Here is a 13,710-nt window from a genome sequence, read left to right as displayed (position 1 = left end):
AATCCGGCCCCTCCGGCATGCGCAACCGATTTCAGCATTTACACTTCGACACAAACAGTGTCGAAGCCCCGCCCGATCAACTGCAAATCCAGTGTGAGATAATTGCGCGTGCCGAGTGAGCCCTCGCCCCGCAACGCCGCCTCGAGATAGTCAACACAGATGCCGGCGCCCTTGCTCCATGCCCGCGAAGTTGCGACCAGCCGTCGCGCCGATCGCTTAAATGCCCGACATCCTTTGTCATTTCCGCTGAGATAGCCAATCGAATCTATGCAAAGCTTTAGCGTTTCGCCGCGATACCTCGCCGCATCGCTGGTGAAGAACCGGCGTCTGATGTTCGATCTTGCACGGCGCGACGCCGTCGGACGCTACAAAGGATCGTTCCTCGGCATACTCTGGTCGTTGCTCACGCCGATCATGATGCTAAGCGTCTATACATTCGTGTTCAGCGAGGTCTTCAAGTCGCGCTGGAGCGATTCCGCGCACAGCGCGTCGAAAGGCGAGTTCGCAGTCGTACTATTCGCCGGCATGATCATGTTCAACCTGTTCTCGGAATGCATCAACCGTGCGCCGTCGCAGATCCTGTCGAATACGAACTTCGTCAAGAAAATCGTGTTTCCGCTCGAAGTCCTGCCATGTGTGACTCTACTGTCAGCTTTGTTCCACCTCTGCGTCAGCGTGCTCATTCTCCTCGTTGCCGAATGGTTCATCGTTGGCACCGTACCCACAACCGCCTTGCTGTTTCCAATCGTCCTCGCCCCCCTTTGCGTCTTCATCATGGGCGTGAGCTGGATGCTTGCCGCGACGGGGGTCTATTTGCGCGACATCGGCCAAACGGTCGGCATCGCCATCACCGCGCTGATGTTCCTGTCACCGGTTTTCTTTCCGGTTTCCTCTCTGCCGGAGCGGTTTCGAGGATTCGTCTATTTAAATCCCATGACGTTCCCGATCGAGCAAAGTCGCGATGTGCTCGTCTGGGGTCGCATGATCGACTGGAATCACTGGATTTCTTATTCGGTGATGGCGGCAATCATCGCCTGGATCGGATTTGCCTGGTTCCAAAAAACCCGCAGGGGCTTTGCAGATGTCATCTGAAGTCGTCATCCGCGCTACTTCGCTGAGCAAGGGTTTCGAGTCGTACAACAAGCCGGCCGATCGCCTGAAGCGAAGCGTCTACGGATTGCTGGGCGGCATCGCGCCGCTAGCCACGCTAAGGCGCAGGCTGCTCACGCACGCACGATCTTGCGTTCGCATGTTCTGGGCACTCAAGGACGTCGACTTCGAGATCGCCCGTGGCGAAACGGTTGGGATCATCGGACGCAACGGCTCCGGCAAGAGTACTCTGCTACAGATCGTGTGCGGAACGCTCGCGCCAACGACAGGCGACGTGCGCACGAATGGTCGCATTGCCGCGTTGCTGGAACTCGGCTCCGGCTTCGACGCCGAATATACGGGCCGCGAGAATATCTACATCAACGGCCAGCTTCACGGGTTGACGCGTGAGCAGATCGACGCCCGCGTCGAAGACATCATCGCGTTCGCCGACATCGGACACTTCATCGATCAACCGGTCAAGATTTATTCGAGCGGCATGTTCGTGCGCCTCGCGTTCGCGGTGATCGCGCACGTCGACGCCGACATTCTCGTCGTCGACGAAGCGTTGGCGGTCGGCGATGCCTTCTTCACCCAGAAGTGCATGCGCTTTCTGCGGCGTTTCCAGCAAACCGGAACGGTACTCTTCGTGAGTCACGACGCGTCGGCGATCCGCGGGTTGTGCGACCGCGTCATTTGGCTCGATCGCGGTCAGATACTTGAATCGGGTAGCGCCAAGGCAGTATGCACTCACTACTTCGAGGCGTTCTACAAGCAGCAGCAAGGCGAAGGCGTCACATGGCAGCATGACGAGAAAGTGAGCGCGAAGGCGTCGGTTGATCAGGCCGAGCGCGACTCGGACATCGCGACGGCGGATCAACGGCTGCTTTTTCCGTTGCGCAAAACAGTCCCTGTCCCGCAAAACACAGGGATATGCATCGATCCGCATACGCTTCCCATCCACCGCACTCGCGAGCTTATCGAATCGGCACACCTGACCAACGAAAACGGCGCGCCTATCGCGTGGGTAATCGGCAGCGAGCACGTCGTGCTTCGTATCCTCGTACGACGCCCCAACTGCGGCTCAACGCCCACCATTGCGTTTTTTGTCAAAGATAGGCTCGGCGAACCGCTTTTCGGCGACGACACTTCGTTCGCACAGGTTGCGGACGAGGCTGACGCACACGCGAGCCCCGCGATCATGGCCGAGTTTCGGTTCGACATGCCGATTCTGCCTCCTGGCGAATACGCATTCTCCGTTTTCTGCACGACCTGCAAAAACGGGCCAATCGAGGTCGCCGATTGCATTCACGACGCTTTGATCGTGAAGTCCGAAGCGTCCCGCGTGGCGACCGGCCTCATCGGCGTACCGATGAGCCGCATCGATCTCTACGTTCGCGAGTCCGCTGGGGAAATTTGAGCGGCGCGGCGGCGAAGCGCTCCGTCCAACTCGACTTGCGTATGCAGCCCAACATACATGACATCCGGCCAACCTTCCAATCTCCAGGCCACCGCGCCAACTCATAGCGATACGCGTGCGGGCGCTGAGCACGAGCCTGAACGAAGCAATGCAATTCAACGCATCGCCGAACTCGAGCACGAACTCGTCACCCTTCGCGCGGACCTCGTGCGCCACCTGTCGGCGGAAAGCAAACGCGAGCAATTGGAACGCGAATTGGCTACGCTGCGCCAATCCGTATCCTGGCGCATCACCGCACCATTGAGGCAGATCGCGGCCGTCGCGCGAATCGTGCGCATCGTCAGCGAGACAATTCAGCGGCAAGCAAACGTTCAGGGGAATTATGCGGGCGCGTTCATGTACTACGGCAAAGCGCTTCGCCGCGAAGGCCTTGGTGGCTTTTTCGCTCGCCTTCGACGTTTGCGCGGCGGCATGGGATTTGCTGACGCCCCGCCGTCCGAAGCTGTCTATCACGCATGGATCGACAAATACGACACGCTCGGTGATGCGCAGCGCCTGGAAGCACAGATGCTGATGCAGGCCTTCAAGCGCAAACCGGTGATTTCGATCGTCGTGCCGACATACAACAGCGACCCGTCGCTGCTGGACGCGATGATCCGGTCGGTGCGCACACAAATCTATCCGCACTGGGAACTTTGCCTTGCCGACGACGCGTCGACAAGTGACGCGCCTGGTCGGATCATCCGCCAGCACCAAGCCGAAGATGTGCGAATCAAGGCCGTGTTCCGCGAAACGAACGGCCATATCTCTGAAGCCAGCAACAGTGCGCTGACGCTTGCGACAGGCGAGTACATTGCGCTGCTCGATCACGATGACATCCTGCCCGCCCATGCGCTGTTCGTCGTCGCCCAATACATGAATCGCCACCCCGACGCACGCATGTTCTATAGCGACGAGGATAAGCTCACCGAGGACGGCAAGCGGACGATGCCGTATTTCAAGAGCGATTGGAATCCGGCGATGTTTGCGACGCAGAACATGTTCTCTCACCTCGGCGTCATCGAGACGGCGCTGGTCAAAGCCGCAGGCGGCTTTCGCCCGGGCTTCGAGGGCAGCCAGGATTACGACCTGGCGTGGCGATGTGTCGAAATCGCCGGGCACGCCACGGTGGTCCATATTCCGCATGTGCTCTATCACTGGCGGATCACGCCGAGCAGTACCGCCGGGACCCGTGACGCAAAACCCTACGCAGCGCAAGCGGCGCTTCGCGCCGTCGACGAGCATCTGAAGCGGACCAGCATTGCGGCCACGGTCGAACAGCCATTCGATTCGCTCGGCATCCTGCGTATTCGCTATACGATTCCAAGCCCAGCGCCACGAGTTTCGATCGTCATTCCGACTCGGGATGGCGTCGCCCTCGTGCGGCAGTGCATTGACAGCGTCCTGCAAAAAACGCTCTACCCCAACTATGAGATCATTGTTGTCGATAACGGCAGTTTCGAAAACGAAACGCTCGCGTACTTCGCCGAAATCGGACAGCGGCCGAACGTCCGGATTCTGCGCGACGATTCACCATTCAACTTTTCCGCGTTGAACAATCGCGCGGCGGCCGTGTCGACCGGTGCCTATCTCTGCCTGCTGAACAACGATACCGAGGTTATCTCGCCCGATTGGCTTGATGAGATGGTGGGCCTCGCGTCACAGCCTGGCAACGGCGCGGTCGGCGCTGCGCTCTGGTATCCGAACGACGTGCTCCAGCACGGCGGTGTTCTGCTCGGCCTCGGCGGCATCGCTGGTCATATGCATCACATGTTGAGGCGTGGGCATCTCGGATATTTCAATCGTGCAGTGACGATGCAGAATCTGTCTGCGGTCACCGCCGCCTGCCTCGTGATTCGAAAGTCTGTATTCGACGAAGTCGGCGGGATGAACGAGGAACTCGCCGTCGCATTTAATGATGTCGACTTCTGCTTGCGGGTTCGCGAAGCAGGTTACGCAAACGTGTGGACGCCTTACGCCGAGCTCTATCACCACGAATCGGCGACGCGCGGCTCTGACATGGCGCCGGAGAAGTACGCACGCTTTGCAAGGGAAGTCGACTGGATGGAGCAACGCTGGGGGGCCGCGCTCGAACGCGATCCTGCCTACAACCCGAATCTATCGCTAGGCACTGACGTTTTACCCTTCACGCTCGCCGATCCGCCGCGCGTGCGCATGTTCGACTGAACTGCGTCGGTCAGTCGATTCTCGAGAAAATCAATGGGCGCGGTACGCTCCGAGTCGGCCGCGCCAACCGTCAACAATGCCGCGCCATGCCATCTTCAGGTGTGCTTTCCTATCGGTGGGAAAAAAGCAGTAAACCAGCAGACGGACCGGCAACTTGACGAGTTCCGTCGTCTTCCACGTCAGCGGCATCGACGCCCGCTTGACTAATGCGACCACGTTGCGGAACTGGTAATAGTGCCGCAACGGTCCGTGCATCGGATAGGCGCGGCCCAGCACGCGAACCGGCTCACCGCCGAGTTCATGAGTCATCCGAAGCCATGGCACTCCGACGACCCGATACCCCTTTTGCTTGGCTCGCACGCACCATTCGAGATCGACGAAATCAATGAATAGTGCTTCGTCCATCACGCCAATGTCCGACCAGCAAGCAAGATTGATGCAAGAGCCCGACGTGATGAGAAAGTCGACATCAATGGGCACATCGCCGACGGGCGGAATACGCTTGAGCTTGCCCCACCCGAAGCGAACGAACGGCGCGACGCCGCGCAACCGGCGATCCTCGTAAGCCGGACCGGCAAGCGCCACCTGCAGACCCGTAGCATTCGTGCCCATCAAGACGCGCGGCAACTCCGAGAGCAGGTTCATCGGCGGATCGCTGTCCTGGTCGAAAAGAATAGCTATCTCGAAACCGCCGCGAATCAGTGCGCCGACACCTCGGTTCAGCGCGGCTGCAATGCCCAGATTCTCGCCGTTCGCCACGTACTCGATCGACTCGGACAAGCCAATTGCATCGCGCTTCCGGGCGACGGGCGTATTGTCGACGACCACACAATGCATCGCGTTAGCAAGACGATTGGCCCTCGCAATGCATACTTCGTCGGGATGAAAAAAAACGATCACCGCACCAGTACGCGGCCAATCACCGACAGCGTCGCTCAATCCGTTTCCAGGCATAGTCGCAGCGCGTCGCGCCAATCTGGTGCAGACACGCCAAAAGTCTCGGCCAACCTTTGATTCGAAAGCTGGGAATTGAGCGGCCGCACCGCCGGCGTTGGGTAGGACGACGACAGAATCGCACGCACAACCGGCTTATTCATCAAATCGGAAAATGCGAAGATCGCCTCGGCAAACGCATGCCAGGATGTCACGCCTCCCGCCGTAAGGTGATATACGCCGGAACGTTCTCCCCACCAATCGACTTGCTGGGCACCTGTTACTACCGATTGTGCGAGCACATGTGCGGTCAACTCCGCGATCGTGCGCGACCATGTCGGCGCGCCAAACTGGTCGGCCACGACGCTCAACTCCTCGCGCTCCGCCCCGAGTCGCAGCATCGTGAGCAGAAAATTCCGACCGCGGGTTCCATACACCCAGCTTGTGCGGAAAATCAAGTGATGACAGCCGGAAGCCACGACGGCCTGCTCGCCGGCCAGTTTGCCCTTGCCGTAAACATTCTGCGGATTGACGCGATCATCCTCGACGTAGGCACCCACCTTCGTGCCATCGAATACATAATCGGTCGAGTAATGGACGAGCGCGGCGCCGAGACGCTTCGCTTCCTCGGCCAACAAGCCGGGGACCTCTGCATTCAGGCGCATTGCCGCAGCCACGTCTGCTTCCGCCTTGTCGACCGCAGTGTAAGCCGCCGGATTCACGATCCAGTCAGGTGCAACGTCCCTCACGACCCGACGCGTCGCGTCCAGATCCGACAAGTCGAGTTCGCACCGATCAAACGCGACGACTCGACCCAGGCCTTGCAAACTACGAGCTAGTTCGTGACCGACCTGCCCGTTGATTCCCGTCAGCAGAATCACCCGCTCGCGTACCGTCATGCCCACCTCATGCGTAATGTTCGGCATCGGCAAGCAGCTTGCCCGCCGCATCCTTCGCCGCAAGCAGCGGCTCGAAATCGATCGGCCATTCGATCCCGATCGCCGGATCGTTCCACACGATGCTCCGCTCGAATTCGGGATACCAGTAATCGGTCGTCTTGTAGAGGAACTGCGCAGCCTCCGACAGCACGACGAAGCCGTGCGCGAAACCGGGCGGCACCCACAACTGCCGATGGTTGTCGCTCGACAGCACGACGCCCACCCATTTGCCGAAATTCGGCGAGCTCTTGCGGATGTCGACCGCGACATCGAACACTTCGCCTTCGACCACGCGCACGAGCTTGCCCTGCGCATGCTGGATCTGATAGTGCAGCCCGCGCAGCACGCCCCTCGCCGAGCGCGAATGATTGTCCTGGACGAACTCGACGCCCGCCTCCACCTGCTCGGCGAATTCCCGCGCGTTGAAGCTTTCGAAGAAGAAGCCCCGCGCGTCGCCGAACACCTTCGGCTCGATGATCGTGACTTCAGGCAGCGCCGTCGGCGTTACTTGGATGGCCATGCAACTTGATCCGTGAGAATGTGTTTCAGATATTGTCCGTAGCCGTTCTTCGCGAGCGGCTGCGCGAGCTTCAGCACCTGCTCCGCGTCGATCCACTGCCGGCGGTACGCGATCTCCTCGGGACACGCGACGACGAGCCCCTGGCGCTTTTGCAGCGTCGCGATGAACGTCGCCGCTTCGATCAGCGAATCGTGCGTGCCCGTATCGAGCCACGCATAACCGCGCCCCATGATTTCGACGTTGAGCGCGCCCGCGGCGAGATAGCGGGAATTCACGTCGGTGATCTCCAGCTCGCCGCGCGCGGACGGCTTGATGTCCGCCGCGATGTCGCACACCTGGTCGTCGTAGAAGTACAGCCCCGTCACCGCGTAGTTCGAACGCGGCTTCGCGGGCTTCTCCTCGATCGACAGCGCGCGGAAATCGCGGTCGAACTCGACGACGCCGTAGCGCTCCGGATCGTGCACGTGGTAGGCGAACACCGTCGCGCCCGATTCCTGCTCCGACGCCCGGTCGAGCTGCTTCGCGAGATCGTGGCCGTAGAAGATGTTGTCGCCGAGAATCAGCGTCGACGGATCGCGGCCGACGAATTCGCGGCCGATGATGAACGCCTGCGCGAGCCCGTCCGGCGACGGCTGCACCGCATAGCGGATGTTCATCCCCCACTGGCTGCCGTCGCCCAGCATCGCCTCGAAGCGAGGCGTGTCCTGCGGCGTCGAGATGATCAGCACGTCGCGGATGCCCGCCACCATCAGCGTCGACAGCGGGTAATAGATCATCGGCTTGTCGTAGACCGGCAGAAGCTGCTTCGACACGGCGTGCGTGATCGGATACAGCCGCGTGCCGGAACCGCCGGCGAGAATAATGCCCTTGCGTGCCATCGATTCAACCTTTACGCGCGTTGCGCGTAGTTCGTTTCGACCCACTTGCGGTAATCGCCCGACACCACCTCGTCGACCCATTCCTGGTTGTCGAGGTACCAGCGCACGGTCTTCGCGAGGCCCGTCTCGAACGTCTCGGCCGGCTTCCAGGCGAGCTCGCGCTCGAGCTTGCGCGCGTCGATCGCATAGCGGCGATCGTGGCCCGGGCGATCGGTCACGTACGTGATCTGATCGCGGTACGACCCCGCGGCTTTCGGCCGCGCTTCGTCGAGCAGATCGCACAGCGTGTGCACGACGTCCAGGTTCTTCTTCTCGTTCCAGCCGCCGACGTTGTACGTCTCGCCCGGCACGCCGCGCGCGAGCACTTCGCGAATCGCGCTGCAGTGATCGCCGACATAGAGCCAGTCGCGCACGTTCTGGCCGTCGCCGTAGACGGGCAGCGGCTTGCCGCCGAGCGCGTTCGCGATCATCAGCGGAATCAGCTTCTCGGGGAACTGATACGGACCGTAATTGTTCGAGCAGTTCGTCGTGAGCGTCGGCAACCCGTACGTGTGATGGTACGCGCGCACGAGATGATCGGAGCCCGCCTTCGTCGCCGAGTACGGGCTGTTCGGCGCGTAAGGCGTGGTTTCGGAGAACTGCGGATCGGTCGCGGACAGCGAGCCGAACACTTCGTCCGTCGACACGTGCAGGAAACGGAACGCGGCCTTCGCATCGGCGTCGAGCGCGCCCCAGTACTGGCGCGCGGCCTCGAGCAGCGTGAAGGTGCCGACCACGTTCGTCTGCACGAAATCGGCCGGGCCGTGAATCGATCGGTCGACGTGGCTCTCCGCCGCGAAGTGCACGATGGCCCGCGGCTTGTGCTGCGCCAACAGAGCGTCGATTGCAGCGCGATCGCAGATGTCGACGCGCGCGAATACGTGCTTCGGATTCCCCTGCAACGACTTCAACGTGCCGAGGTTGCCCGCGTACGTCAGCTTGTCGACGTTCAGCACCGCTTCGCCGGATTGTGCCAGCCAGTCAAGCACGAAGTTGGCGCCGATGAAACCGGCGCCGCCCGTTACCAAGATCATGGGATTCCTTTGCTGAAATTGGGAGTCGGTCAAACAACCGGCGTGATGTCAGCATGGCCGGCATGTTCGGGAGAATGCCGTTGGTCGCTCGAGTGTCACCGCCGGTTGCGGCCGCGAGGCTCGATCGAACCATGCGCCCAAGTCGGCAGCGCACAGCTACTGCCCCACAAGGCCGCAATTATACGGGCAAGGAAGTGAAAAAACATCCCTCTAACATCTTGAAACAGCTCGGGAAGTGTGCTTACGACACGATATTTTCGAGAACGTTTCTACCGCAGCGGCCAATGCCGGATCGCATTTTTTCTGCCACCGATCCGCCCGGATCGATGGGGTTTCTTGTGATACCGTGAACCCGGTTTGGTCTCGAATGCAAAGGAATGACATCTATCTCCAGCGGCCCGCCGATCGCCTTCGGCGACCTCCAAGGTTGCCACGACGCCTATCGGCGGCTCCTCGACAAGCTCTCCCCGGCGGCCGACACGCCGCTCTGGTTCGCAGGCGACCTCGTCAACCGGGGCCCCGCGTCGCTCGCGACGCTGCGCGAGATCGCCGCGCTCGGCGAGCGCGCGGTCGCGGTGCTCGGCAATCACGATCTGCACCTGCTCGCGGTCGCGGCCGGCATCCGCACGCTGAAGCCGGGCGACACGATCGGCGAGATCCTCGACGCCCCCGACGCCGACGATCTGATCGAATGGGTGCGCCACCGGCCGTTCGCGCATTTCGAGCGCGGCATGCTGATGGTGCATGCCGGCGTGCTGCCGCAATGGGACGCGACGCTCGCGCTCGAGCTCGCCGACGAACTGCAGCGCGCGCTGCGCGCGCCGAACTGGCACGACACGCTGCGCAACCTGTACGGCAACGACCCCAATTGCTGGAGCCCGAACCTGAAGAGGACGGATCGGTTGCGAGTCGCGTTCAACGCGTTCACGCGCATTCGCTTCTGCACGCCCGCAGGCGCGATGGAATTCAGGGCGAACGGCGGCCCGGCGGCCGCGCCCGCCGGCTATCTGCCGTGGTTCGACGCGCCCGGGCGAAAGAGCGCGGACGTCACGGTCGTCTTCGGCCACTGGGCCGCATTGGGACTGATGCTGCGCGACAACCTGGTCGCGCTGGATTCGGGATGCGTATGGGGCAATCGGCTGTCGGCCGTGCGGCTCGCGCACGAGCCGGCCGAGCGCGCGGTTACGCAGGTCGCGTGCGAACGCTGCGGGGCGGCGGACGAATAACCAACCGTCTCGGCAAGCCCGACCGTGCGGGAATGCGGCCGGCGGGCGCCGCCGCCTCCCGCCGATCGATGCCTCATTGCGCCTACCCTTCGCGGCGCGGCATCGCGTCGACGCTTACCTCCGGCTCGGCCTCGCCCTCGGATTCGCCGGCCGGCTCGGCGGGCGTCGGATGCGCGGCGGCGGCAAGCCGCGCGAGATCCGCATCGAGCGGCCGCTCGACGTCTCGCTGCATCCGTGCAAGCGCATCGGCGATCGCCGCGCGCGCGCGCGCGGCCATTTCTCGCCGGTCGCCCGTCGCGGCGATTGGCTCGCACACGTAGAGATGCGCGGTGAGCGGCCCGCCGCTCAGCACCATGTCGAGCGACCTGGCAAGCGACAGATCGCCGACGTATGCCGGCGCAACCGACTGGCGCCCGCGCCCGTCTTCATACATCAGGCAGATCGGCTGCACCGCGCAGCCGGCCGACACCACCGCCTGAAACAGGTTCGAATGGAACGGCAGCAGCCCGAGGCCGTCGGACGTCGTGCCTTCCGGAAACACGCACATCAGCTCGCCCTTGTCGAGGCGCTCGGCAAGCTCGTGCATGATCCGCTTCGCCTCGCTGCGTTTCTCGCGCTGGATGAACACGGTTCCGAGGCGCTCGGCGAGCCAGCCGACGACGGGCCACGCACGCACCTCCGCCTTCGACACGAACGGCGTCGGCCGCCACGCGTTGATCACGTAGATGTCGAGCCACGACACGTGATTGCCGACGACGAGCGCGCGCTCGTCGAGCCGCGCCGCGTCGTTGTGCACGACGAGCCGCATTCCGCAAAGCTGCAGCATCTTCACGGTCCAGCGCCGCGTGATGTCCAGGCGGCGCGCGGGCGTCACGCGCTCGAAGAACAATGCGACGACCGCCATCCCGCGCAGCAGATGCAGGACGAGGCGCGTCTTGCGTAGGGCTCTCATGATGGGGCTCGCGTCAGCGGCGCTCGAACGCGACCTGGCCGCCGACGAGCGTCGCGCACACGCGCGCGGGCAGCTCGTAGCCGAGGAACGGCGTGTTGTGGCCCTGGCTCTTCAGCGCGCGGGGCTCGACGCGCCAGTGCGCATTGGGATCGAACACGCACAGGTCGGCGAGCGCGCCTTCTTCGACGCGCCCCGCGGGCAGCTTCAGCACGCCGGCGGGCGCCGAGCTGATCTTCGCGAGCGCGCGCGCCATCGGCACGCCGGCTTCCCGCGCCCATTTGACGGTCAGCGACAGCAGCAGCTCGAGGCCCGTCGCGCCCGGCGTCGCCTCGGCGAACGGCAGCAGCTTCTCGTCGTCGTCGACGGGCGTATGGTCCGAGCAGATTGCGTCGATCGTGCCATCGGCGAGCGCGGCGCGAATCGCTTCGCGGTCGCGCTCGGTGCGCAGCGGCGGATCGAGGCGGAACTGCGCGTCGAAGTAGCCGATGTCGACGTCGATCAGATGCAGGTGGTTCGCGGCGACGTCGCAGGTCACGGGCAGGCCCTCGGCCTTCGCCGCGCGCACGAGCGCGACGCCCGCCGCCGACGACAGCCGCGCGACGTGCACGCGCGCCCCCGTCACGCGCATCAGCTCGAAGAGCGTGTGCAGCGCGATCGTCTCGGCCGCGACCGGCACGCCCGACAGGCCGAGCCGCGACGCGACAGGCCCGCTCGCCGCGACGCCGCCCTTCGCGAGGAACGCGTCGACGGGCCGCAGCCACACGGCGTAGCCGTAGGTGCTCGCATACTGCAGCGCGCGCAGCAGCACCTGCGTATCGGCGACGGGCGCATCCGCCTGCGTGAAGCCGATGCAGCCCGCTTCGGTCAGCTCGACCATCTCGGTGATGGTCTGCCCTTTCAGGCCGACCGTCAGCGCGCCGAGCGGATACACGTGCGCCTGGTGCAGGTTGCGCGCGCGGAACTTCAACATCTCGACGAGGCCCGGCTCGTCGAGCACGGGATCGGTGTCGGGCGGGCACACGAGGCTCGTCACGCCGCCCGCGACCGCCGCGGCCATTTCGGATTCGAGCGTCGCCTTGTGCTCGTAGCCCGGCTCGCGCAGCCGCGCCGACAAATCGACGAAGCCCGGCGCGACGATCTTCCCGGCCGCGTCAATCGTCTTCGCCGCGTTGAAATCGGCGGGGGCCGCGCCGATCGCGGCCACCTTGCCGGCCGCGACGAACACGTCGGCCTGCCGCTCTATGCCGGCCGCCGGATCGATGAGCGTGCCGCCTTTGATATGAATCTTCATGCGCTGTCTGTTGATGCGTTGAATGCGTTGATTTCGTCGGGTCCGGCACGCGGCGCGGGGCGCCCGCGGCGCCTGGACGGCGCGATGCGTCAGTCGTTCCGTCAGTCGTTCGTGCCCGCGACTATCCCCATCACGGCCATCCGCACCGCGATGCCGAACGTCACCTGGTTCAGGATCACCGATTGCGGACCGTCGGCCACCTGCGAGTCGATCTCGACGCCGCGGTTCATCGGCCCCGGGTGCATCACGATCGCGTCGGGCGCGGCGAGCGCGAGGCGCTCGGGCGTCAGGCCCCAGCTCTTGAAATATTCCTGCGCGGACGGCAGTAGCGCGCCGCTCATCCGCTCGTTCTGCAAACGCAACATGATGATCACGTCGACGTCCTTCAGGCCTTCGTCGAGGTTGTGGAACACGCGCACGCCCATCTGCTCGAGCCCGCCCGGCAGCAGCGTGCGCGGGCCGATCGCGCGCACTTCCGGCACGCCGAGCGTCGTGAGCGCATGGATGTCCGAGCGCGCGACGCGCGAATGCAGGATGTCGCCGACTATCGCGACGCGCAGCTTCGTGAAATCGCGCTTGTAGTGGCGGATCGTGTACATGTCGAGGAGGCCCTGCGTCGGGTGCGCATGGCGGCCGTCGCCCGCGTTGATCACGTGCACGTGCGGCGCGCAGTGCTCGGCGATCAGGTACGGCGCGCCGCTCGACGCGTGGCGCACGACGAACAGGTCGGCGTGCATCGCCGACAGGTTGTTGATCGTGTCGAGCAGCGATTCGCCCTTGCTCGTCGACGACGCGTTGATGTTCAGGTTGATCACGTCGGCGGACAGCCGCTTCGCGGCGATCTCGAACGTGGTGCGCGTGCGCGTCGAATTCTCGAAGAACAGGTTGAACACCGACTTGCCGCGCAGGAGCGGCACCTTCTTCACTTCGCGGTCGGTCACGCTGACGAACTGCTCGGCGGTGTCGAGGATCTGGTTGACGATCGCGCGGGGCAGCCCCTCGATCGTCAGCAGATGCTTGAGCTCGCCGTTCTTCGTGAGCTGCGGGTTGCCCTTCAGGAAGCCGTAGCGAAAGCGCTCGGCGGGCGCGGCCGCGGCGGGGTTGCCGGTGCGGCCGGTGGTGTCGGTCGTCATGATGTGCGTGATTCCAACGTGTTGCCAAACG

At 63.4% G+C, this 13,710-nt stretch carries 12 protein-coding genes; 4 read left to right on the top strand and 8 right to left on the bottom strand.

From position 1 onward, the window contains the following. Positions 1-267: 267 nt before the first annotated feature. The 3 genes from WS78_RS03780 to WS78_RS03770 all read left to right on the top strand — a co-directional run bounded on the left by WS78_RS03780 (position 268) and on the right by WS78_RS03770 (position 4,735). On the top strand, positions 268-1,092 hold the full coding sequence (locus WS78_RS03780) for an ABC transporter permease (protein ID WP_059583580.1): 825 nt from the start codon (positions 268-270) through the stop codon (positions 1,090-1,092). Continuing rightward, positions 1,082-2,509: an ABC transporter ATP-binding protein gene (locus WS78_RS03775; RefSeq protein WP_059583578.1), complete on the top strand. Its 1,428-nt coding sequence runs from the start codon at positions 1,082-1,084 to the stop codon at positions 2,507-2,509. Before WS78_RS03780 ends, WS78_RS03775 begins: the two co-directional genes overlap by 11 nt. A gap of 300 nt (positions 2,510-2,809) precedes the next feature. Further along, positions 2,810-4,735: a glycosyltransferase family 2 protein gene (locus tag WS78_RS03770; protein WP_082717248.1), complete on the top strand. Its 1,926-nt coding sequence runs from the start codon at positions 2,810-2,812 to the stop codon at positions 4,733-4,735. Positions 4,736-4,765: 30 nt separating this feature from the next. Here the strand turns inward: WS78_RS03770 and WS78_RS03765 are convergent, their stop codons facing one another. Genes WS78_RS03765 through rfbB form a run of 5 tightly spaced genes read right to left on the bottom strand, consistent with a single transcriptional unit; the run spans position 4,766 to position 9,077 of the window. After that, complete coding sequence (locus WS78_RS03765) at positions 4,766-5,674, bottom strand: glycosyltransferase family 2 protein (RefSeq protein WP_226377197.1); 909 nt, start codon at positions 5,672-5,674, stop codon at positions 4,766-4,768. Then, a complete protein-coding gene (rfbD, locus tag WS78_RS03760) occupies positions 5,671-6,567 on the bottom strand; it encodes a dTDP-4-dehydrorhamnose reductase (protein WP_059583683.1) in 897 nt (298 codons plus the stop codon). Before rfbD ends, WS78_RS03765 begins: the two co-directional genes overlap by 4 nt. 7 nt (positions 6,568-6,574) lie before the next feature. Further along, a complete protein-coding gene (rfbC, locus tag WS78_RS03755) occupies positions 6,575-7,126 on the bottom strand; it encodes a dTDP-4-dehydrorhamnose 3,5-epimerase (RefSeq protein WP_059583574.1) in 552 nt (183 codons plus the stop codon). Continuing rightward, positions 7,111-8,004 carry a glucose-1-phosphate thymidylyltransferase RfbA gene (rfbA, locus tag WS78_RS03750; RefSeq protein ID WP_038752929.1) on the bottom strand — a complete coding sequence of 298 codons (894 nt, stop codon included), beginning with the start codon at positions 8,002-8,004 and terminating at the stop codon, positions 7,111-7,113. The genes rfbC and rfbA overlap by 16 nt, the downstream gene beginning before the upstream one ends. A gap of 11 nt (positions 8,005-8,015) precedes the next feature. Next, positions 8,016-9,077, bottom strand: coding sequence for a dTDP-glucose 4,6-dehydratase (gene rfbB / locus WS78_RS03745; RefSeq protein ID WP_059583572.1), 1,062 nt, complete (start codon positions 9,075-9,077; stop codon positions 8,016-8,018). Positions 9,078-9,454: 377 nt separating this feature from the next. On the opposite strand from rfbB, the gene WS78_RS03740 reads away from it, so the two are divergent. Continuing rightward, positions 9,455-10,303 (top strand): symmetrical bis(5'-nucleosyl)-tetraphosphatase, encoded by an 849-nt coding sequence (locus WS78_RS03740; protein WP_059583570.1) that lies wholly within the window; start codon positions 9,455-9,457, stop codon positions 10,301-10,303. An 82-nt stretch (positions 10,304-10,385) separates the two neighbouring features. Here WS78_RS03740 and WS78_RS03735 read toward each other — a convergent pair whose 3' ends face one another. The 3 genes from WS78_RS03735 to WS78_RS03725 form a co-directional block, all read right to left on the bottom strand. Continuing rightward, positions 10,386-11,255, bottom strand: a complete 870-nt coding sequence (locus tag WS78_RS03735; protein WP_038752935.1) for a lysophospholipid acyltransferase family protein — start codon at positions 11,253-11,255, stop codon at positions 10,386-10,388. A 13-nt stretch (positions 11,256-11,268) separates the two neighbouring features. After that, positions 11,269-12,546 (bottom strand): dihydroorotase, encoded by a 1,278-nt coding sequence (locus tag WS78_RS03730; protein WP_038752936.1) that lies wholly within the window; start codon positions 12,544-12,546, stop codon positions 11,269-11,271. A gap of 101 nt (positions 12,547-12,647) precedes the next feature. Continuing rightward, complete coding sequence (locus WS78_RS03725) at positions 12,648-13,679, bottom strand: aspartate carbamoyltransferase catalytic subunit (RefSeq protein ID WP_038752938.1); 1,032 nt, start codon at positions 13,677-13,679, stop codon at positions 12,648-12,650. Between the last annotated feature and the right edge of the window lie 31 nt (positions 13,680-13,710).

The organism is Burkholderia savannae, from assembly GCF_001524445.2.
Classification (GTDB): Bacteria; Pseudomonadota; Gammaproteobacteria; order Burkholderiales; family Burkholderiaceae; genus Burkholderia; species Burkholderia savannae.
This window is presented reverse-complemented; position numbering and strand designations above follow the sequence as displayed.